The 21,658-nt window shown below is 60.7% G+C and carries 17 protein-coding genes; 6 read left to right on the forward strand and 11 right to left on the reverse strand.

Annotation, left to right across the window (positions count from 1 at the left end):
• Position 1 precedes the first annotated feature (1 nt).
• The 5 genes from rlmD to H045_RS13410 form a co-directional block, all read right to left on the reverse strand.
• Positions 2-1,354: a 23S rRNA (uracil(1939)-C(5))-methyltransferase RlmD gene (gene rlmD, locus H045_RS13390; RefSeq protein ID WP_015372615.1), complete on the reverse strand. Its 1,353-nt coding sequence runs from the start codon at positions 1,352-1,354 to the stop codon at positions 2-4.
• Positions 1,354-2,256 carry a cysteine synthase CysM gene (gene cysM / locus H045_RS13395; RefSeq protein WP_032869707.1) on the reverse strand — a complete coding sequence of 301 codons (903 nt, stop codon included), beginning with the start codon at positions 2,254-2,256 and terminating at the stop codon, positions 1,354-1,356. Before cysM ends, rlmD begins: the two co-directional genes overlap by 1 nt.
• A gap of 107 nt (positions 2,257-2,363) precedes the next feature.
• Positions 2,364-8,300: a dermonecrotic toxin domain-containing protein gene (locus tag H045_RS13400; RefSeq protein WP_015372616.1), complete on the reverse strand. Its 5,937-nt coding sequence runs from the start codon at positions 8,298-8,300 to the stop codon at positions 2,364-2,366.
• Positions 8,301-8,355: 55 nt separating this feature from the next.
• On the reverse strand, positions 8,356-8,952 hold the full coding sequence (locus H045_RS13405) for a tRNA-uridine aminocarboxypropyltransferase (RefSeq protein WP_015372617.1): 597 nt from the start codon (positions 8,950-8,952) through the stop codon (positions 8,356-8,358).
• Positions 8,953-8,955: 3 nt separating this feature from the next.
• Entirely contained in the window at positions 8,956-9,852 is an 897-nt protein-coding gene (locus H045_RS13410; protein WP_015372618.1) for a LysR family transcriptional regulator, read from the reverse strand.
• A 154-nt stretch (positions 9,853-10,006) separates the two neighbouring features.
• On the opposite strand from H045_RS13410, the gene speB reads away from it, so the two are divergent.
• Together speB and H045_RS13420 are read left to right on the forward strand one after the other, a co-directional pair.
• Positions 10,007-10,957 carry an agmatinase gene (gene speB, locus H045_RS13415; protein WP_015372619.1) on the forward strand — a complete coding sequence of 317 codons (951 nt, stop codon included), beginning with the start codon at positions 10,007-10,009 and terminating at the stop codon, positions 10,955-10,957.
• A gap of 155 nt (positions 10,958-11,112) precedes the next feature.
• Positions 11,113-12,495: a sodium:solute symporter family protein gene (locus H045_RS13420; protein WP_015372620.1), complete on the forward strand. Its 1,383-nt coding sequence runs from the start codon at positions 11,113-11,115 to the stop codon at positions 12,493-12,495.
• A gap of 50 nt (positions 12,496-12,545) precedes the next feature.
• Here H045_RS13420 and H045_RS25635 read toward each other — a convergent pair whose 3' ends face one another.
• From H045_RS25635 to H045_RS13435, 4 genes are all read right to left on the reverse strand, one after another.
• Positions 12,546-12,668: a PA1414 family protein gene (locus H045_RS25635; RefSeq protein ID WP_015372621.1), complete on the reverse strand. Its 123-nt coding sequence runs from the start codon at positions 12,666-12,668 to the stop codon at positions 12,546-12,548.
• 163 nt (positions 12,669-12,831) lie between these two features.
• A complete protein-coding gene (locus H045_RS13425) occupies positions 12,832-14,274 on the reverse strand; it encodes an NCS1 family nucleobase:cation symporter-1 (RefSeq protein WP_003230495.1) in 1,443 nt (480 codons plus the stop codon).
• A 197-nt stretch (positions 14,275-14,471) separates the two neighbouring features.
• The gene (locus tag H045_RS13430) at positions 14,472-14,870 is read right to left on the reverse strand and encodes a DUF2177 family protein (RefSeq protein ID WP_003230494.1); all 399 of its coding nucleotides are present in this window, start codon (positions 14,868-14,870) and stop codon (positions 14,472-14,474) included.
• Positions 14,871-14,982: 112 nt separating this feature from the next.
• Positions 14,983-15,819: a CvfB family protein gene (locus H045_RS13435; protein WP_015372622.1), complete on the reverse strand. Its 837-nt coding sequence runs from the start codon at positions 15,817-15,819 to the stop codon at positions 14,983-14,985.
• Between the two features lie 324 nt (positions 15,820-16,143).
• Between H045_RS13435 and H045_RS13440 the strand changes: the two genes are divergently transcribed.
• From H045_RS13440 to H045_RS13450, 3 genes are all read left to right on the forward strand, one after another.
• Positions 16,144-16,323, forward strand: a complete 180-nt coding sequence (locus H045_RS13440; RefSeq protein WP_003193095.1) for a hypothetical protein — start codon at positions 16,144-16,146, stop codon at positions 16,321-16,323.
• Positions 16,324-16,530: 207 nt separating this feature from the next.
• Positions 16,531-17,253 (forward strand): TorF family putative porin, encoded by a 723-nt coding sequence (locus H045_RS13445; RefSeq protein ID WP_003230490.1) that lies wholly within the window; start codon positions 16,531-16,533, stop codon positions 17,251-17,253.
• 65 nt (positions 17,254-17,318) lie between these two features.
• Positions 17,319-18,182, forward strand: coding sequence for a DUF6279 family lipoprotein (locus tag H045_RS13450; protein ID WP_015372623.1), 864 nt, complete (start codon positions 17,319-17,321; stop codon positions 18,180-18,182).
• Between the two features lie 33 nt (positions 18,183-18,215).
• Here the strand turns inward: H045_RS13450 and H045_RS13455 are convergent, their stop codons facing one another.
• Positions 18,216-18,617 carry a hypothetical protein gene (locus H045_RS13455; RefSeq protein ID WP_015372624.1) on the reverse strand — a complete coding sequence of 134 codons (402 nt, stop codon included), beginning with the start codon at positions 18,615-18,617 and terminating at the stop codon, positions 18,216-18,218.
• Positions 18,618-18,798: 181 nt separating this feature from the next.
• Entirely contained in the window at positions 18,799-20,145 is a 1,347-nt protein-coding gene (locus tag H045_RS13460; RefSeq protein ID WP_015372625.1) for a DEAD/DEAH box helicase, read from the reverse strand.
• 194 nt (positions 20,146-20,339) lie between these two features.
• Between H045_RS13460 and H045_RS13465 the strand changes: the two genes are divergently transcribed.
• On the forward strand, positions 20,340-21,620 hold the full coding sequence (locus H045_RS13465; protein WP_015372626.1) for a mechanosensitive ion channel family protein: 1,281 nt from the start codon (positions 20,340-20,342) through the stop codon (positions 21,618-21,620).
• Positions 21,621-21,658: the final 38 nt, after the last annotated feature.

A 21,658-nucleotide genomic window follows, 5' to 3' on the forward strand; every position in this document is an offset into this window, starting at 1 on the left:
CCTAGCCCGCTTCAAATAACGCCATGGCCTCGACATGCGCAGTTTGCGGAAACATGTCGAGGATCCCGGCACGTTTTAGCCGGTAGCCCTGCTTGACCAACTCAACCGTGTCCCGCGCCAGCGTGGCCGGGTTGCAGGACACATACACCACGCGCCTGGCGCCAAGGGTGGCGAGCTTGCGCACAACCTCCTGGGCACCGTCACGAGGTGGGTCCAAGAGTACCGCAGAAAAGCCCTGTTTGGCCCATTCTGCGTCAGTCAACGGCTGAGACAAATCGGCCTGAAAAAACTGCGCGTTATGCAAATTGTTGCTGACAGCATTGAGCGCCGCCCGGTCCACCATCGTTTGCACGCCTTCCACGGCGACCACTTCACGCACCTGCCTGGCCAGCGGCAGGGCAAAGTTGCCCAGGCCGCAAAACAAATCCAGCACCCGCTCATCGGCCTGCGGCGCCAGCCATTGCAGCGCCTGGGCGACCATTGCCTCGTTGACCGAGGCATTGACCTGGACGAAGTCTCCCGGCCGGTACGCCAGCTCCAGATCCCAGGCATCCAAGCGAAAACCCAGGGTTTGCTCAGGCTCCACAGGTTCCGGCTTGCCCTCACCCTGCAACCACAACTGGGCGTCATGAAACGCACAAAACTCTTTCAAAACCTGCAGGTCCGCCTCGGACAGCGGCGCCATATGCCGCAGCAACACGGCAATCGAAGGCCCGCTGAACAATTCCACGTGACCCAGCGCCTGAGGCTTGCTCAACCGGCGCAGCATGTTCGGCAGACGCTGCATGATCGGCTGCAAGGCTTGTACCAGCACGGGGCAGTCATCAATACCGACGATGTCCTGGCTGGCCACGGCGCGAAAACCGACCTCGAGTTTTTTTGCCTTGGCGTCCCAGCGCACCGCGACCCGCGCGCGCCGTCGATAGCCGAACTCCGGCCCGCTCAAGGGCGCTGCCCACTCCTGCGGCTCGACACCTGCCACACGGGACAGTTGCTCGGCGAGCATGCGCTGTTTCAGCGCAAGCTGTTCGCCGTGAGGCAGGTGCTGCACGCTGCAACCGCCGCAGCGGCCAAAGTGCACACAGGGTGCCGGGCGACGCAACTCGCTAGCGGTAAATACGCGCTCGGTGCGCGCCTCTACCACCTTGCCGTGAGCGCCCAGCACCCGTGCTTCAACGTCTTCGCCCGCCAACGCACCGTTGACGAACCAGGTGCGACCTTCAAAGAACACAATGCCGCGGCCATCGTTTGCCAGGCGCTCAATGGTCAGGCGCTGCTTCTTGCCCACGGGAATCTGTGGCGCCCGGCTGCCACCCGTCGGTTGGAAGCGCAGGCCTCTCTCGTGCTTGGCCATCAGTTGGGTTCGTCGAAGATGCCGGTCGACAGGTAGCGGTCGCCTCGGTCACAGATGATCGCGACGATCACCGCGTTTTCCACTTCTTTGGACAGGCGCAACATGCCGGCCACCGAACCGCCGGACGACACACCGCAGAATATGCCTTCTTCACGGGCCAGGCGGCGAGTGGTGTCTTCGGCTTCGCGCTGGGCCATGTCGATGATCCGGTCCACCCGCGTCGCGTTGTAGATCTTGGGCAAGTACTCTTCGGGCCAGCGACGAATACCCGGGATCGCCGCGCCTTCCATCGGTTGCAGCCCGACAATCTGGATCGCCGGGTTCTGCTCCTTGAGATAGCGCGAGTTGCCCATGATGGTGCCGGTGGTGCCCATGGAGCTGACGAAATGGGTGACGGTGCCGCCGGTCTGGCGCCAGATTTCCGGGCCGGTGGTGGTGTAGTGCGCCTCGGGATTGTCGCCGTTGGCAAACTGGTCCAGCACCTGGCCACGACCTTCAGCCGCCATGCGCTCGGCCAGATCGCGCGCGCCTTCCATGCCCTGCTCCTGGGTCACCAGAATCAGCTCGGCACCGTAGGCCGTCATCGCCGCCTTGCGCTCGGCACTGGAGTTGTCGGGCATGATCAGAATCATCTTGTAGCCCTTGATCGCCGCAGCCATGGCCAGGGCGATCCCGGTGTTACCCGAGGTGGCTTCGATCAGGGTGTCGCCGGGCTTGATCTGCCCGCGCAACTCGGCACGGGTGATCATCGACAGCGCCGGGCGGTCCTTGACCGAGCCAGCCGGATTATTGCCTTCAAGCTTGAGCAACAGGGTATTGCTGGTTTCACCCGCCATGCGTTGCAAGCGGACCAGGGGCGTGTTGCCGACGCAATCGGCGATTGTGGGGTACTGCAAGGTCATGGCGTATTCGCAATCCAGACTGCGGGGGCGAACATCATACCGGGAAAGGTCGGCAGGCCATATCACGCAAAGTGCGGTACTTATGCCTCAAAGGCATAAGTGCCAAATCAGCCGGTGACAAAATCCGTCCACTCGCGGTCGGTCAGCTCCGCTACCACCGCGCTTTCGGCCGTTAACCTGGCTGCCTGCAGGGTTTGGACATAGCGCAGGTATTCGCCCTCCGTCATCACAGCGTCTGCAACCTTGTTGCTGGCGATCTCCAGCAGCCGATCATAGCCGCGCAGTGCAGCGGCAAATCGGCTGCGGTATTTGCGCTTCAGAAATTCCACCCAATGCTCCTTCTTGCGCAAGTGCAGAGACCAGTTCATGCCGACTTCTTCACGCAGGAGGCGCGTGCGCAGCATATCCACGGAGGCGCCGTCGGGCTGTGCCAAGGGGATGTTGAAGCGTGAAACAAGCACCAGCGGCAGATCAAGGCTGGCCGCCAGAGCGATGCGATAACTGTGGATTCGCGTACAGGCCTGCCAGAGTGTCTGGCCCGGGAAGTGGCGACGGACATGCTCGCTGATGGCGTCCATCCGGCGCAGCGCCCGGTAATAATGCACAAACGCCGGCCCGGCGTTTTGGACGTCCGTGGCAAGCATTCGATAGGGCAGCCTGAGCAATTCCAACTCATGCAGGCTCAACAGCCAACCGTCGATTCCTCCGCTCATGTAACCATAGGGCCGCACGGAGTAAATCTGCTCCCCTCCCCCGTGAAACAAAGCTTCGTCGATCAACCTCCAGACCCGCCGCGTGATGGTTTCACGCAGGGCGCGATGGCCCACATCAGCGAACAGCGAATAATCAGCGATATTGCCCAACAACTCGAAAAAACAGTCCGCCATGGGCTGTTCCTGCAAGGCTGCCCACTCCAGCTGCCGCGCCTGCACGTCGCCAGGGGGCAGCAACGCCAACCAACGATCCGCGCGCTGGTCGAACGAAGCGGCGGGCGCCCACAGCCCGAAATCAACGTCTGGCTGCCCCTGCCGCTCACCGATTCGCCGCAATAGCTGTCGTGCCTGCGGCGAAAGCGGATTACCCCGCAGATTCATCGCCCGATGAACCTGGGGGTAGATGAACAAGTCCGTCTCGGCCAACTCCCTGATTGCATTGTTGCGCAGGTCAAAACTGCGCAGTGTCTGCAGGGTCACGGCGCCACGCGGCAGCCGGTCCAGACCGCAATTGCGCAGGCCCAGCTCACGCAATTGCCTTAACGGATAGAGCGACAGCCGCCGCCCCTGGCCCAGTGGATTGACCGATAAATCAAGGTTCCTCAAACCGGTCAGCGCAGCCAGTCGAAACTCGTCCCGCAGATCAAGCCGGAGCAGATTATTCGAAAGGTTGAGCACCGCAAGGTGAGCCAACCCGTCCATATCCGGCAGATGAGTGAGGCGGTTACCCTTGAAGGAAATCACCCGAAGTCCGGGGAAGCTTTGCAGAAACCGCTCAGGTAATGCGCTCAGAGAATTGCCGTTGACGTTCAGCACTATCACATGGCCGAAGTGGGCCCTCAGTGTCGGCAGGCTTGTCAGCTCCAGATCATCCAGGTTGAGCTCTTCGACAATGCCCGGCGTCAAGCCTTCCTTGGCCCAGCAACGCTGAATCCGGGCCACCGCCAGCGCCCGAGAGCGGACGGATATGGCGTCACTCGCGCCGGCCGATGCGGCATCGCGCCATTGCTGCAGGTCCACGTCGAGCGCACGTTGTTCACGCACCAGATAGTCGATCATTGTAGTGCGCTCGTCGGTCGAGTCACCCGCCTCGCGTAGTAACTGCAGCACCTCATCGTCGCTCTTGGCGGGGTACAACCCGCGCAACCGGGCGATCTGCTCACGCGCTACCGGTCCAAGTTCTTCACCGCCACTGAGGGGGTAACCGATGCGCCCGTCGGCCGTACGTCGCGGCGGGTTGAAGCGTGGCCGACGGTCAATGTCGAACCCAGGCTCAGCGCTCTCGAAGATGTGTCGTTCGCGATCTGCAATACAGCGTAAAAGCTCCTCGGGACCGGCTGCGTGGGTGTAGCCCAACGCCTGGCGTTCAGCCGTCGGCAACGCCGCCAACAAAGCCGTCAAAAACGGTCCGGGGCTTCCCACCGCTAGCCGTTTACCGTTTTCCTGCGGCGTGTACGCCTGGTAGTGATGAGAAACGGGTTCAAGCATTCGCCTGAGTACGGCATCCTCGGGGCCGACGCTGTCAATCAGACGACCTCTTTCCCACACCTCTACGCGCAGGTGGTCAGGCCAGCCCTGGAGGTCCGGCAGCGCACGCATGATCAGCCTGGCGCTGTCCTCATTGGCCGCCAACCTTGTATACAAGCCGTCCACGGCACGGGCTCTGCGCGAATGCTCCAGTGCCCAACGGATATCCAGCGTCAGGCTTAATGGAAGACGCCCTGCCTCCAGGCTTCGCTGCTCTGCCGGGGTGATTTTGTAGACCAGCCTGGTGGCGTCCCATGCCGACAAACCAGGAAAATAACGCTGGAGCACGCGAGCATGAGGGTTTGTCGACGGCAGCGTTTTTTTATGACGCAGTGCCTTGTAGAAATGCCGCTCCATCTGCGGCTTGTCGACATTGACCCTGGCTTCCAACGCCGCCACCTGATCGGCACGCGTGAGACCTGCACGCCCCACCAGCTCATCGGCCAGATCAGGACCTACCTCGCCCAGCACCTCATCAAAAAAATCCCGGCCAGTTTCCACACCGGTCATCACTCGCTGCTGCAGCGTGTAACGCTCAATGGTGTCCACCAGAATCGCCGGCGGGGGTTCGTTGCGCACATGCACCCGCCGCAACATGTCCGGCTTCACTGCGCTGATCTGCTGGATCTGCTCAATGGCGTCCGGCGATAACGCTCGCGTCAAAGGCCCCAGGCGATAAAAGGGTCTTTGCCCATCCCAGGTCAGCGGATTTTCCCATTCATGGCGCCAGGCACCGGCGCCATTGTGGGTCAGTACCGGGGCATACGCGTCGTCCAGGGACGGATGCTGGATGCGCCAGCAGCCGAGCGGCTGGTCTTCGAAAACCTTGAAATACTCGCCCTCGATAAACAGGTAACGGTCCGGTCCCCTTCGGTAAAGACCCAATGCGTCAGGTTCGGGGACGATACCGGTGGTGTCGGCGGTGGTGGCGTAATGCTCAATTTCACGCCGATAGGGGTAGAACGATCCATCAGGCGCACGGTTGCGCAGCATTGCGTGGGCGACCTGATGACGCAGGTCGGCAACGCCCTGCAACGCACTTAGCCCCAGTTGCAGGCGGTCGCCTGCCGAGAGCTGGCTGATGATCGCATCATAAAAGCTGTCTGCTCCCATGAATGTCGCTCCGGTGCGCAGCGCATGATGGTTATATGCCGCAAAACGCCCGCGCAACTGATCGATAACCACCACATTGCGATCCGCAGGCCCCTTGGACACGTAGGGGACCGCTTGCCCGGCGGGGCTGACCACCAATTGTTGGCCGGTCAGGTCGCGCAGCACCCCGTCGGCAAATTCGGTGGCCCAGTGGCAGGTTTGACGGTCGAAGCGTCGCCCGTGAAACAGCCCATCGATGATCTTCTCCCGGCGTGCCACTCCCCGGGCCGCGCGCAACGCCAGGTAAAGCGCCTCGGGTTGCAGTTGCGACTCCAGCAGTTGGGTCTGTTGGTGCTCGGAGAGCGGATGCTCACGCAATACCTCAAGCAATCGCGCCAGGCTAAGGTCGGGGTGCAGCGCGCGCAGTTGGGTAATCACGGCGGGCACCGGAGTGTCCGGCGTAATGCGATCGGGCAGCAAGGCATGTACCGCCACGCTGACCCCGCTGGCCGCCGAACGGCTGAGCTCGGCAAACCGTGTGAGCGCTTCGAACAGGTCGGTTTTGCGGGTCCTGGCTTGCACGGCCAATTGTTGGCCAAGCGCGTGGTCGCCCGCCGGGAAATACTCTGGTAACAGCTCGATGATTGCGCTGGGCAGATGCACGGTGAACCGCTGTGGAGTGCCGTAGGCGAACTGATGGTTTTCCAGTGCGGTCACGCTGACCACGGCGGTTGGCATGACAGAGGCGCCCTTGCTGTAGCGCCGCACCTCCACTCCCTGCTGGTTTGCAATGCTCAGCGAGGTGTGCGCCGGCCAGGCCGGCAGTTGGGTGAGCAACGGCGCGAGCACGTCAACGGCAGCAACCGGCACGGTACGCGTGGAGTCACCGCCCTCGGCAACCCATTCAATCAGCCGATCAACCTGGAACCGCTCGACGGCGTCCACCAGCGAAGCCGAGGGTTGCGCTCCGGCCCATACCTGGCCAAGCGTCTGCTGCGAGGTGGCACTGCTCGAAAGGATCACCTCCGTCGCTCGGGCGGGTGCGTCCGGGGAACCGAGCATTGTTTCGAGCACCTTGCCGGCGCTTGGCTCGCGCTGCTCAGTGGCGCCATGTGCGTCGGATAATCGCCGATACAAACGCTGGTGACGACGCTGCACGCTTTTAGCCAGACGCGTGTGCAAACGCCCGCTGATGAGCAGATCGGCCAGGTCCGCGAAGCCCTGAAGCAAGTCGCCCGGCTCGCCTTGCATCGCCTGACTGCCGCCCTCGACCAGCGCTTGCTCAAGGGCCACGAACATCGCAATGGTGCGCACCCGTCCCAACCCTTTCAAAGCGCCCGGCACTGGAATCAAAAGCACATTGAGGATTTCGAGCGCCAGGGTCTTGAACACCTCGATCAGCGTCGGCATGAAGCCCGGCGTTTGATGGGCCATTTCCTGCAGATTGGCTCGACACCGCTTGATGTAGAAATCGTTGAGACTGACGACGGGCACTTTCTCCACCGTTTCTCTGACATAGCCAATCTTTCCGAGGGTATCGACTGCCGGAATGCTTTGCGCCAATCGGTAAATCAAATGGGCGACCCCTTCAAGGTCGGCAGGCGGCGCAGTGGTCTTGGCGATTCGCTTCAGACGCGCGCAGTCGCGCAGCAACATCATCGGGTACAGCCAGTCGACATCTCCCTGGCGATACGCGCTGTCGAAGGCCACATGAAAATGCTCGCAAGCCCTGCGGTGGCTCTGAAAATGGCGCAAGGCGCCGCCCGGACGACTGGGAAAAAAACTGAACGCCCCCTTGCAGCCAGTGATGGAAAACACCAGGTGGGGAATGCTCAGCCTGTCACCTGGTGGCGGACGCACATAGTGTCCGGTGAGCCCTATGGGCTGAGGCACCCAGCTCACATTGTCGACACCGTGAGGGATAAACAGCAGCATTTCTTCCATCGATCCCCAGCGTGCCTCACCGCTCAACGCACGCTTGACCCACTGATACTTTTCTCGGTCAATACCGCTGGCAGCCGTGTTTTTCAGCGCGTCTATCAGGGCGAAATCAAACTCCGCCTTTGCCAGCCCCATCACACTGTTACCCACTGAGCCGTTGGGCTTGAGCCCATCATCCAAGCGTTGGCGCAACTGCCCACCCAGATCGAGCCTGCGCACCAGCGCAATAAATTCAGCGGCGGTCGCATTGACATGGGCGTCCAGATAACTGGCATCCGCCAGGCCGGTACGGCCCGGATAGCTCCAACCGGTCAGGCCGTCATAGTTCAGGCAGGCCGCGTCCCACAGGCTGAGGCTGGCGACCTTCACCACACCCTCGCCCTTCTCGCCATGGGCTGCGCGCCGCACACGCTGTTCTGGCTGCAGGTAACGGGTATGAATGCGCGTGTTGACGGGATCGATATCCTGCCCGGTCAAGGCCTGCAACTGGGCGCGTAACAACGCCATGGTCTGCTGCTCGAAGGCATGAGTCAGCGCCTTGACGTCTTTTTCCACGCTGCGCTGTGCATCAATCCAGGCTCGTTGCAGGCGCACATAAGCGTACTTTTGCGCGTCGTTGAGCGCGCCAAAAAACACGTCCAGCTTGCCTCGCAGAACATCCAGATTTTGCAAGGCTGACCATTCCGAACGCGTCATCAATGGCGCGTGGCGCTCAGCCACGAACCGGGCCAACGGGTCTTGGGGGACAGGCTGTTGAGTGGGGTCGAGCATTTCGGATATTCCTGAAAAGCCCAGCCTATCCCCTCACTGACGCCACGCCCGGTAGCTATGTAGCGCCGTGGTTTTTTTCGAAAACCGCCGGGCCCATCGCTGCAATCTGCCCTTCGATCAGTGCCTCGAAGGGCTTGAGCAGCGGCTCGAACGACTGCGGCGCTTCCAGCACCTGCAGCGCCTGCACAATCGCCTCCACCGTCGACAGCGCGCCCGGCCCCGGTGCCTTGCGCAATCGATAGCGCGACACGCCGCCCTCAGCGAGCGTGACCCGGGGCAATGCCGCCAACAGCGGGTTGAGATGCAGCAACTTGCGCGCCTTGCGCCAGGTGCCATCGGGCACCACCAGCAACAGTGGCTGGTCGCCCGGGGCGTAGGCCTGCAACGGCTGCGCAGCATCGGCCGGGAACAACAGCCGCGCCTGATAACCGGGCGGATTCAACAAGGTCGCCAAGTCATCGAACACCTCGCCCACGCGCAACTGCGCATTGGTGAGGCCCAATGCGGCGAGCCGGGCGGTATTGAGCGCATGGTTGACCTCGCTCGGATGCTGCAACAGCAACACGCGGGTGCGGCTGTCCAGGCAGGGGATCAGCGCGCACAGGCAATGGCTGGCAGGCCTGAGGCAACGGGAGCATTGGGGTCTGGACATGGGTTATCGAGCCTGGTTGAGCTGCGCCTTGAGCAAGTCGCGGAAGGTCTGGATCAGCGGCTCGCGGCTGCGGCCACGGCGCATGATCATCGAGAACGGCGCCTGGTAACCAAAGGTCGCCGGCAACAGCACGCGCAGGTCGCCCTTGTCGGCCCAGGCCTGGGCATAGTGTTCGGGCAGGTAACCGATATAGGCGCCGGACAGCACCAGGATCAGCTGCGCCTCCATGCTTTCCACGGTGGCGGCGCTGTGCTTGAAGCCATGGCGCGCCAGCTCCGCCTGGCTCCAATAACCGCGTCCGACCATACGCTGCTGGGTGATCACCTGCTCGGGGATACGCCGCTCGTTGAACAAGGGATGACGCGTGCTGCAATACAACCAGTGCTGCTCGCGGTACAGCGGCATGTAGATCAGCCCGCTCATGCGGTTGGAGAAGGCGCCAATGGCCAGGTCCAGGCGGTTGTCCTGCACGCCGAGCTGCAGCTCGTAAGGACTCATCACCGACAAATGCAGATGCACTGCCGGGTGTTCGAGGCTGTAAGCGCCGATCACTTCAGCGAACGGCAGGGCCTTGTCGCTGACCGTGGAGTCGAGCACACCGAGCCTGAGGGTGCCACGCAATTCACCCTTCAACGCGGCGGCGTATTGTTCGAAGCCTTCGAGCTCGCCGAGCAGGCGCAGGGTTTCCTGATGAAACAGTTCGCCCTTGCTGGTGAGGCTGAAGCCGCCTCGGCCACGATGGCACAGCACCAGGCCCAACGCCGCTTCCAACTGGCTCATGTAGGTGGAGATGGCCGAGGTGGACAGGTTGAGTTCGTGCTGGGCAGTGGCGAACCCCTGGTGCCGCACGACGCTGACGAAGATGCGCAGGAGTTTCAGGTCGGGCAAGGCGCTGGCCATGGAGTCTCCAGAGGCACACACAATTGAAGCGAGTTTACCCCCCGGGTATCAGTTTAGAAAAATCTGAACTAAGTATTTGCCGCTGCCGATTCTTCCCCTCGTTCGCTTTTCGCAGAATCGGCCCCCTGACAGACAAAAACGATGAGGCACTCCCGTGGACAAGACTTTCCATCAACCACTGGGCGGCAATGAAATGCCGCGCTTCGCCGGCATCGCCACCATGATGCGCCTGCCGCACCTGCCAACGGCCAGAGGCCTGGACGCTGCTTTTGTCGGCGTGCCGCTGGATATCGGCACCTCGCTGCGCGCCGGCACCCGCTTCGGGCCGCGCGAAATCCGCGCCGAATCGGTGATGATCCGCCCCTACAACATGGCCACCGGCGCCGCGCCGTTCGATTCGCTGTCGGTGGCGGACATAGGCGACGTGGCGATCAATACCTTCAACCTGCTGGACGCCGTACGCATCATCGAACAAGCCTACGATGAAATCCTCGAATACAACGTGATTCCCCTGACCCTGGGTGGCGATCACACCATCACGCTGCCGATTTTGCGGGCCATCCACAAGAAACACGGCAAGGTCGGGCTGGTGCACATCGATGCCCACGCCGACGTCAACGATCACATGTTCGGCGAGAAAATCGCCCACGGCACTACCTTCCGCCGCGCTGTCGAGGAAGGCCTGCTCGATTGCGACCGCGTGGTGCAGATCGGCCTGCGCGCTCAGGGCTATACCGCCGAAGACTTCAACTGGAGTCGCAAGCAGGGCTTTCGCGTGGTCCAGGCCGAAGAGTGCTGGCATCAGTCTCTCGCGCCTTTGATGGCCGAGGTGCGCGACAAGGTCGGCGGCGGCCCGGTGTACCTGAGTTTTGACATCGATGGCATCGACCCGGCCTGGGCGCCTGGCACCGGCACTCCGGAAATCGGCGGGCTGACCACCATCCAGGCGATCGAAATCATCCGTGGCTGCCAGGGCCTCGACCTGATTGGTTGTGATTTGGTAGAAGTTTCACCGCCCTATGACACCACCGGCAACACCTCGCTGCTGGGCGCCAACCTGCTGTACGAGATGCTCTGCGTGCTGCCCGGCGTGGCGCACCGCTGATATGCGCACTCATGAGGCAAACAATAAAAACAGCTCTCACGCACTGACCGCCAACGGGATCGCAGATCCCAAGGCACCTGATCCTTGCTTCGCGTATTTGCGCAGCCGTCTGCCGCCAGCTCGCCCACAAAAAATATAATTGGAGAACCGCCGTCATGGCTTTGGATTTATTCGTCGTACTTATCTACGCCGCCGGCATGCTCGTGCTCGGCTATTACGGCATGCGCCGCGCCAGAACCCACGAAGACTACCTGGTGGCCGGGCGCAACCTGGGCCCGTCGCTGTACATGGGCACCATGGCCGCCACGGTGCTGGGCGGCGCGTCCACCGTCGGCACCGTACGCCTGGGTTACGTGCACGGCATTTCCGGCTTCTGGCTGTGCGCGGCGCTGGGCATGGGGATCATTGCGCTGAACCTGTTCCTGGCCAAGCCGCTGCTCAAGCTGAAGATCTTCACCGTTACCCAGGTCCTGGAAAAGCGCTACAACCCCATGGCGCGCCAGGCCAGCGCGGTGATCATGCTGGCTTATGCGGTGATGCTGGGCGTGACGTCGGTGCTGGGAATCTGCACCGTGCTGCAGGTGCTGTTCGACTTGCCCTTCTGGAGTTCATTGCTGCTGGGCGGTGGCGTGGTGGTCGTGTATTCGGCTATCGGCGGCATGTGGTCACTGACGCTGACCGACATCGTGCAGTTCGTGATCAAGACCGTCGGCCTGATGTTCATCCTGCTGCCGATCTGCCTGTACCGCGTCGGTGGCTGGGATGAACTGGTAAACCGGTTGCCTGCGTCGAGCTTCAGCTTCACGGCAATCGGCTGGGACACGATCATCACCTACTTCATGATTTACTTCTTCGGCATCCTGATCGGCCAGGATATCTGGCAGCGGGTGTTCACTGCCCGTGACGAAAAGGTCGCCCGGTACGCCGGCACGTTCGCCGGTTTCTACTGCATCGTCTATGGCTTGGCCTGCGCCCTGATCGGCATGGCGGCGCATGTGCTGATCCCGGACCTGGATAACGTCAATAACGCGTTTGCCGCCATCGTCAAACTGTCGCTGCCGGACGGCATCCGCGGCCTGGTGATCGCTGCGGCCCTCGCGGCAATGATGTCGACCGCCAGCGCCAGCCTGCTCGCAGCTTCCACCGTTCTCACAGAAGACCTGCTGCCACGGCTGCGCGGTGGCAAACAGTCGAGCCTGGGCATCAACCGCCTGTTTACCTTGCTGACCGGGGCGGCTGTGCTGGGAATCGCGTTGGTGGTAAGTGACGTGATCAGCGCTCTGACCTTGGCCTATAACCTGCTTGTGGGCGGCATGCTGATCCCGCTGATGGGGGCGATTTTCTGGAAGCGTGCGACCACATCAGCGGCCATTGCCTCGATGGCGTTGGGCTTTATGACCGCGCTGGTGTTCATGTTCAAGGATGGGCTGGATGCGAACACGCCGATCTACTACAGCCTGGCGGTGGGGCTGGTGACGTTTTTGGCGGTGAGCCTGCTGTCGCGTAAACCGGAGTCGGTTGTGGCTCGCACGGTTTAATGCCCGCCACAAAATGAATGTGGGAGCAGCCCTGCTCCCACTCAGAATGCTTACCGGCGACGCGGACGACGCTGCTCGTCATCGGTGCGGATGGGCACCGGTTGCAAGGGCGGCTCGATCAAGCCAAGTGCAACGCCGAGGTCATGGAGCCAGTTATGGATTTTCTCTTTCATGGTTGCCCCCCTTGAGGGTGTGCGAGTCGGCGGATGTATGTCGCCGTTTCCTACACTGATAGTAGCCCTAAGTCCTACGTAATGCTTGAACGAAACCACAACTAATCTATTACTGAATGGATCTGGATCCTGACCGTTCGTTCAAACCATCACGCGCGGCCGGTCAGCCCGCAACCATCGGGGCGCCAACGCGCACCTGCTCACGGCGCGCCAGGACCAGAAAAAACAGGCCGCCCAGGAAGCACCCGGTAAACCAGGCGAAGTTGGCCATCCCCTGCAGTGCCGGTGTGAACGTGATCGCGACCCCCACCAGCGTCGCCGGCACCAGCGCTTTTACCGCCGTCCAGTTCACGCCGCCGTCGAAGTAGTAGCGCCCGCTCGGGCTGTCATCGAACAGTGCGTCCACATCGATTTTCTGTTTTTTGATGAGGTAGAAGTCCACCAGCAGAATCCCGAACAACGGCCCGATGAATGCCGCGAGGATATCCAGGGTGTAGTGGATCATCAGCGGGTTGTTGAACAGGTTCCAGGGCGTGATGAAGATCGACGCTACCGCCGCGATCATTCCACCGGCGCGCCAGCTGATTTTGCTGGGCGCGACATTGGCAAAATCAAACGCCGGGGACACGAAATTGGCGACGATGTTGATGCCGATGGTCGCGGTGACGAATGCAAAGGCGCCCAGCAGCACCGCCATGTCGTTGTCGATGCGCGAAACGGTGGCAATCGGGTCATGCAGCATTTCACCAAACACCGGCAAGGTGCCCGAGACGATCACTACGGTTACCAGAGAGAACGCCAGGAAGTTGATCGGCAGGCCCCAGAAGTTGCCGCGCCTTACATCCTGCATGCTGCGGCAGTAACGGCTGAAATCGCCGAAGTTCAGTGTTGGCCCGGAGAAGTAAGACACCACCAGCGCGGTCGCCACGATCACCTGACCGAATGCCTGCCAGCCCGACAGTGACTTTTCGGCCAGGGTGAAGCTGATGTTGCTCCAGCCCGCTTTCCACACGATCCAGCCGGCCAGGGCGAACATCACCGCGTACACCACCGGCCCCGCCCAGTCGATAAAGCGACGGATCGACTCCATCCCGGCCCAGAATACCGCCGCCTGCAACACCCACAACGTCAGGAAACCAAACCAGCCCAGGTAAGACAGGCCTGCGAAGTGCGGCTCTGCATACACCGCCATTTGTGGGAAAAAGCGCAGCACCACGATGATCAGGGCACTGGACGCCAGATAAGTCTGAATGCCATACCACGCCACCGCAATCAGTCCGCGAATCACTGCGGGAATATTGGCCCCAAACACGCCGAAAGCCAGCCGGCAGATCACCGGATAGGGCACTGCGGCTTGCTGGCTCGGCTTTGCCACCAGATTGGCAATCAACTGCACGATACAAATGCCGGCCAGCAACGCGATCAGCACCTGCCAACTGGCCAGGCCCAGTGCAAACAGGCTGGCGGCGAACACGTAGCCGCCGACGCTGTGCACGTCGCTCATCCAGAAGGCGAAGATGTTGTACCAGGTCCATTTCTGCGGCAGCGGGCCCAGGTCCTGGTTATACAGGCGTGGGCTGTAGCCGTTGGGCAATTGTTCGGTCATCGCTGGGCTCCTCGAAATACCGGCCTGCGCATCCATAACGGGTGCATACGGGAGGCGGCATGGTTTGTATACGAGGTAGTCAGCAGATTGCGTGCCAATAGCACACAATCCCCCTGCAACAGCGCTCCAGAGCAGTACACGGAACCTTAACTGCGGGCGCCGCGCTCAACAACGGTGCACATTAATTGTGTACACAATCAGCGGCGCACTCGTTGTGCACACAGGTAGCCGATCGTGCAACAGGTTGCCGTCAGGAAAGTGCCCCAGGCCATGTCCATCACCGCAAGGCCGGCAGACCAGCCTTGTAAGGTGGCCCAGTTGCTCAGGTCGTAAGTACCGTATGCCACCAGTCCGAGCAAGGCGCCCATGCGCGCGGCGCGCTGCCAGCTGGTGCTGGGCAGTACCACGAACAGCACGCAACCCATGACATAGAGCACATAGAACAACGCGGCAGGCAGCACGCGTGGCTGATCAAGCATCAGCGGGCCTAGCAGGGATTTGTAGGTAGGGCCCATGAGCACGCCAAGCCACAGGCCGTCGAGAATCAGGAAGGCAACGAGGGTGCCGAGGCAGGCAAACAGCGTTTTCTTGGACATAACGAAGGACCCGGTAGGAGCGAGCTTGCTCGCGAAAAGTTTTCAGGTACATCGCACGGGCGGATGTTCCTTTTTCGCGAGCAAGCTCGCTCCTACAAAGAGCAAACCCTACTCAGCTAAGTTCAATGCGATCCGCGTGAATCACGATCTGACCCTGCTTGTAGAGCGCACCAATCGCTTTCTTGAAGTTGCCCTTGCTGACGCCGAACAAGTTGCTGATAACCGCAGGATCACTTTTATCGCTGACCGGCAACGTGCCGTTGTTGTCACGCAACTTGGCGAGAATCTTGGAGTTGAGGCTCGACGCCGCTTCGTGGCCGACCGGCTGCAGGCTCAGGCTGATGTTGCCATCGGCGCGAATTTCCTTGATGAAGCCTTTCTCTTCCTTGCCCGGGCGCAGGAATTTGAACACTTCGTTCTTGTGAATCAGGCCCCAGTGTTTATTGTTGATGATCGCCTTGAAGCCCATGTCGGTCGCCTCGGCCACCAACAGGTCGACTTCCTGGCCTACCTGGTAATTGGCCGGCGTCTTGTCGAGGTAGCGGTCAAGCCGCGCAGTGGCAGTAATGCGCCGGGTGTGTTTGTCGAGGTAAACGTGCACCACGCAGTACTCGCCGGCGGTCAACTGGCGCTTTTCTTCCGAATACGGCAGCAACAGATCCTTGGGCAGTCCCCAATCAAGGAACACACCAATACTGTTGACTTCAACGACTTTCAAACTGGCGAATTCGCCCACCTGAACTTTGGGTTTTTCCGTCGTGGCGATAAGTTTGTCATCGCTGTCCAGATAGATGAAAACGTTAAGCCAGTCTTCATCTTCACTGGGAATATCCTTGGGGATATACCGATTGGGCAAGAGGATTTCGCCATCCTGCGCACCGTCCAGGTACAAACCGAAGTTGGTGTGTTTAACCACTTGCAAGCTGTTGTAGCGCCCGACTAAAGCCATTTCCAAATACCCTCATTACGTGGGCGGCATTCTACCCGAGTTGAGACCGGCACGCGCGTGACCGGCGAAAATCGCGGGTGGGCATGGCGTCCTACTAGCGCAGGCCGCTCGTCTGATCATTCGGCTGAATCCTGGCGAGCTGCCTGACGCCCCTACGACCTGATGAACTGATTTAAAACAGTAAGTTAGCCGTTTAATTCGGCGATTAACGGCCGTTGATTACCGGCGTTAATCTCAGTCTCCGGGGGATATTTGCCAAGCAATTGTCAAGTATTTCCTGTACGATGCCTGGCCAAGTTAATTCTCTACAGGTTAGTGGCCGCCATGCGTGTAAAAGCATCCAACAGCAAAGCAAAGCCAGCTCCCGCGGTTGAAACCAGCGAATCGATCAACAGCCAGATTGCTGCTTTCCTCAAGTCCGGCGGCGAAATCCAGCAAATTGCCAAGGGCGTGAGCGGCCAGACTTTCGGCCCGTCCAAGCAGATCAGCCTGGGCAAGAAGTAACACCCGCGCAGCACATCTGGTCCCTATGCGTCTTGCTCTCAAGGCGCTAGGACTGGAATCCGAGACACCCTCCAGCTTCACCTCAAACTGCGCTAATCGACGAACGGGGCTCCCCGCTGGTCATTCGCCGTTATGCTTGCACACGTCTAGCGCGGGCATCTGCCCGACTTTTTCTGTCACTGCTCCTCGCTTTTCATGGAGTGAAGCATGTTCAAACCATGCATTTTTCTGGTCAGCGCCCTGGCCGCCAGCCCCCTCGCCGAAGCGCATATCTTCCAGCGCGAATGGGGTGACTTCGACCTCAAGTTGGGCACCACGCCGAGCCGTTCCATGGCCCAGGGCCTGGTCAAGCCGACCTCGCCGGGCAGCGACTCTTTCCATGGCGGCCTGGATTTGAGCCACAACAGTGGCCTGTATTTTGGCCAGTTTTCGCCGAACATGGGGCTTTCGTCTTCCCGCGACCTCGAAGTCGACTCGTATATGGGCTTCAAACATCCTTTCGACCAGACCCTGGGCTACGAAGTCGGCCTGATCCACTACAGCTACCCCACCCTCAGCCCACTGGACAGCCAGGAGTTCTACGGCGGTCTCAACCTGCTCGGCAACCGTTTCGGCGCCTCCTTCAGCAATGATCCCGACCGTCAGGACAGCACGCTGTTTGCCGACCTCAGCGGCACCCAGCCCTTCGGCATCGGGGTGAGCATGAAGTACACCACCCATCAACTGGGCACCCCGGTCTCGGTAGACAGCGGCTCGATTCGCAGCTTCAGCGACTGGTCGGTACAGTTTTCCAGAGCGTGGAAAGGCATCGATCTGGACCTCATCTACAGCGATTCCAGCCTGAGCGGCGGCGACTGCTCGGCCTACTCCGGGCACAACTCGCAATGCGATGGCCTGTTGACCTTGAAGGCCGCGCGCTCGTTTTATTGATCGGCTGAACTGTCGCGCCCCGCGCAGGTTCAGATACGTGACCCCCTCTGCGCAAGGACTCGCCCATGCTAAGCCGGCTCAAACTTCTGGTGGTACTGCTGACGCTCAGCCTGGTGCTCGCCGGCTGCAATCGTGTGGGCCTGGCCTACCGCAATCTCGATGTGATCATCCCCTGGACCCTCAACGATTACCTGGACATGAATGCCGGGCAGAAGAGCTGGTTCAACGACACCCTCAAGCAGCACCTGGCCTGGCATTGCACCACGCAGTTGCCGGGTTACCTGGATTGGCTGGATCGCTTGCAGCAGATGGTTGACGACAATCAGGTCACCGACGCAGCGCTGCAAGCGCGCACCGTCGAAGCCAAGCAGGCGATTGCCGACATCGCGCGGGAGATCACGCCGTCGGCGATTCAACTGCTGCAGGGGCTGGATGACCAACAGGTCAAGGAAATGAACGACGCGCTGGCCAAGGACCTGCGCAAACGCCAGGACGAATACCTCAAACCGCCGCTGCCCCAGCAGATCAAGGAGCGCGCCGAGCGCATGAACAAACGCCTGGACGCCTGGATGGGACCGCTCAGCGCCAGCCAGCAAAGTCGCGTGATGGCCTGGTCAACCGAACTGGGTGATCAGAACACCGCCTGGATCGGCAACCGTGCCCATTGGCAGGCCCAGTTCATTGACGCCCTCAAGCAACGCCAAAGCGCCGACTTCCCGCAGAAAGTGCAGCAATTGCTGGTGGAGCGTGAAAGCTTGTGGACGCCGCAATATCGCGCCGCCTATGCACAAACCGAGGCGGCTGCGCGCAGCCTGATCATGAATTTGATGGCGCAGAGCACCGAGCAGCAACGCATCAAACTCACGCAAAAAATCGATGGCGTTCGTAGTGACTTCAAAGCATTGAAGTGTCTGAAGGCTGTTAACTGAGTGCGGGAGGGAGCAAGCCCCCTCCCGCATAAATCAGATCGCGCCGCCAGCAATGGCAGCTTTGGAAGCCACCTCATCGAATGTAGCTTCATGCAGCGCGTCTTCCTGCTGGTCCAGCACATGACGCGGGTGATGCTCGCCAGGAATGGAGCTGTCGATCAGCGACAGCAGGCTCGAGCCCCGTGGCGTCAGGATAAAATTCTCGCCATTGCCGCCCTCTGCCTCCGGACGCGATTCAATAAACCCGCGCTCGAGCAACAGCGCTTCATAACCTGCAGCGGTGTCTTTCAGTGCATCAAGGTTGCCAACCGACTCGCCTGCCATGGCCTTGCCTGCGGCTTCCTGCGCGGCGTATTTACGCGGAGCGAAGCTGCCCTCGCCGTTCTGCACTTCGTGCAGCAAACGTTCGATCAAATCCCAGCTGTAAGTCGTCATCCTGATTCCTCCTGCGAGCCGTTGAAAGGTAGCCCGTAAGCGTGTGACCCGCAGCGTGACGCTGCGTTCAGCTCAATGGACGGACGCAACTTTCCTGAAATTCCCAGACGTTCCACGCGGCAACCCCCAACATCGCGCATAAAAAAACCGGACAGTGTCCGGTTTTTTTGTTGCTACAGCGTTATTCCGCAGCCGGTGCTTGCGGCTTGCGACGCTTGAGCGGTGCCATGCCGTCTTTGCTGACGAGCGACAGGTTGTCGGTCTTTGGGCGATTGGCGATCTTGCGCTTGGTCGGCGACTTGGCGCCGGCTTTCTTCTTGTCGCCCTTGGCGTCGGTTTTTTTCTTCTTCACGCCAACGGCCTTGCCCGACGCCTTGACCTTCTTCGGCCCGGTGTAGGTGCCTTTGACTTCCTTGATGGTGCGGCGCTCGAACGACTGCTTGAGGTAGCGCTCGATGCTCGACATCAGGTTCCAATCGCCGTGGCAGATCAGCGAGATCGCCAGGCCATCGTTGCCGGCACGCCCGGTGCGGCCGATACGGTGCACGTATTCGTCGCCGCTGCGGGGCATGTCAAAGTTGATGACCATGTCCAGACCATCCACGTCCAGACCACGCGCGGCAACGTCAGTGGCCACCAGAATTTTCACGCCGCCCGCCTTGAGGCGGTCGATGGCCAGTTTGCGGTCTTTCTGGTCTTTCTCGCCGTGTAGCACGAACGCCTTGTATTCCTGAGCCACCAGGCGACCGTAGATGCGGTCGGCAGCGGCACGGGTGTTGGTGAACACGATGGCCTTCTGATAGGTCTCGTTGGCCAGCAACCAGTTGAGGATCTGTTCCTTGTGCACGTTGTGGTCAGCCATGACGATCTGCTGACGCGTCGTCGCGTTCAGGTCGCTGACGTTGTTGACCTGCAGGTGCTCGGGGTTGTTCAGGACCTTGGCGACCATGTCGCGCAGGGTCGAGCCGCCGGTGGTGGCGGAGAACAGCATGGTCTGCTGACGGTTGACGCACTCACTGACCAAACGCTGCACGTCGTCGGCAAAGCCCATGTCCAGCATGCGGTCAGCTTCGTCGAGCACCAGCACTTCGACTTCCTTGAGGTCCAGATTACCGGCGTTGAGTTGCTCGATCATGCGGCCCGGCGTGCCGATCAGAATGTCCGGCACCTTGCGCAGCATGGCGGCCTGGACCTTGAAGTCTTCACCGCCAGTGATCAGGCCGGACTTGATGAAGGTGAACTGCGAGAAGCGCTCCACTTCCTTCAAGGTTTGCTGGGCCAGTTCGCGGGTAGGCAGCAGGATCAGGGTCTTGATGCTGACCCGCACTTTGGCCGGGCCGATCAGGCGATTGAGAATCGGCAGGACGAACGCAGCGGTCTTGCCACTGCCGGTCTGCGCCGTCACCCGCAGGTCACGCCCTTCGAGCGCGAGCGGAATGGCCGCTGCCTGCACAGGCGTTGGCTCGACAAATTTAAGCTCGGCCACGGCTTTGAGCAGGCGTTCGTGCAGGGCGAATTGGGAAAACACGGGTGCTACCTCGAAGAAATACAAAATATCAGCTGCATAGGGTAACGGTTTCGGGCGTCCAAACCGAGTTTCTTTACGCGGACAGTGCGAATCAGACGCTTTTTTGTGAGTGTATTTGTCCATGGCGTCAACTTCAGCCCACTTAAATGCTCTAATCGCCCTCGTCTTGTCTTACAGAGGAATCGGCTTTACCCATGGATATCAAACAGCTGTGGCGCAACGTGCAAGACCTTTGGGGCACCCTCGACGAGCATCCGCTGCTGCATTCCAGCCTCGGCCTGCTGGTATTGCTGGTGGTGGCCCTGCTGCTCGGGCGCGTGGCGCGTTACCTCATCCTGCACGCGGTCAAGCTGCTTGGCCGGCAACCGGCTCTGCACTGGCTCAACGACCTGCGGCACAACAAGGTCTTCCATCGCCTGGCGCAGATGACACCCTCCCTGGTGATCCAGTTCGGCCTGTACCTCGTGCCGAACCTGGGCAAGACCGCCATCCTGTTTATCGGCAACGTCGCCCTGGCGATCACCATCCTGTTTCTGACGCTGGCCGTGAGCGCCCTGCTCAACGCGCTGCTGGACATCTACGCGCGCACCGAACACGCGCGCACCCGCTCGATCAAGGGCTATGTGCAGTTGACGAAAATGGTGTTGTTCGTGTTTGCCGCGATCATCATCGTTGCCACCCTGATCGACCGCTCGCCGCTGTTGCTGCTGTCCGGCCTGGGTGCCATGTCGGCGGTGATCCTGTTGGTGTACAAGGACACCCTGCTGTCATTCGTCGCCAGCGTGCAGCTCACCAGCAATGACATGCTGCGCGTGGGCGACTGGATCGAAATGCCGCAGGTCGGTGCCGACGGCGATGTGGTGGACATCACCCTGCACACGGTCAAGGTGCAGAACTTCGACAAGACCATCGTCTCCATCCCCACCTGGCGCCTGATGTCCGAGTCGTTCAAGAACTGGCGCGGCATGCAGGCCTCGGGCGGACGCCGTATCAAACGCAGCCTGTATATCGATGCCAGCGGCGTGCGTTTTCTGCGCGATGACGAAGAAGTGCGCATGACCCAGGTGCACTTGCTCACCGACTACATCAGCCGCAAGCAGGCCGAACTCAAGGCCTGGAACGAAGCCCAGGGTAACAGCGCACAGCTGTCGGCCAACCGTCGCCGCATGACCAACCTCGGCACCTTCCGCGCCTACGCCCTGGCTTATCTGAAAAGCCATCCGGACATTCAGCCGAACATGACCTGCATGGTGCGCCAGATGCAGACCACCGCCCAGGGCGTGCCACTGGAAATCTACTGCTTCACCCGCACCACCGCGTGGGCGGATTACGAGCGGATCCAGGGGGACATTTTTGATTACCTGTTGGCGGTATTGCCGGAATTCGGCTTGAGTTTGTATCAGCAGCCAAGCGGCAACGACCTGCGAGCCGGCGTGTTCAGCCCACTGCCTGCCCCGGAAAACAGCGCTGTCTAGGCTTTTATCTCAAGGTGGGAGCCAGCCGCTCCCACCCA

The organism is Pseudomonas poae RE*1-1-14 (assembly GCF_000336465.1).
GTDB lineage: Bacteria > Pseudomonadota > Gammaproteobacteria > Pseudomonadales > Pseudomonadaceae > Aquipseudomonas > Aquipseudomonas poae.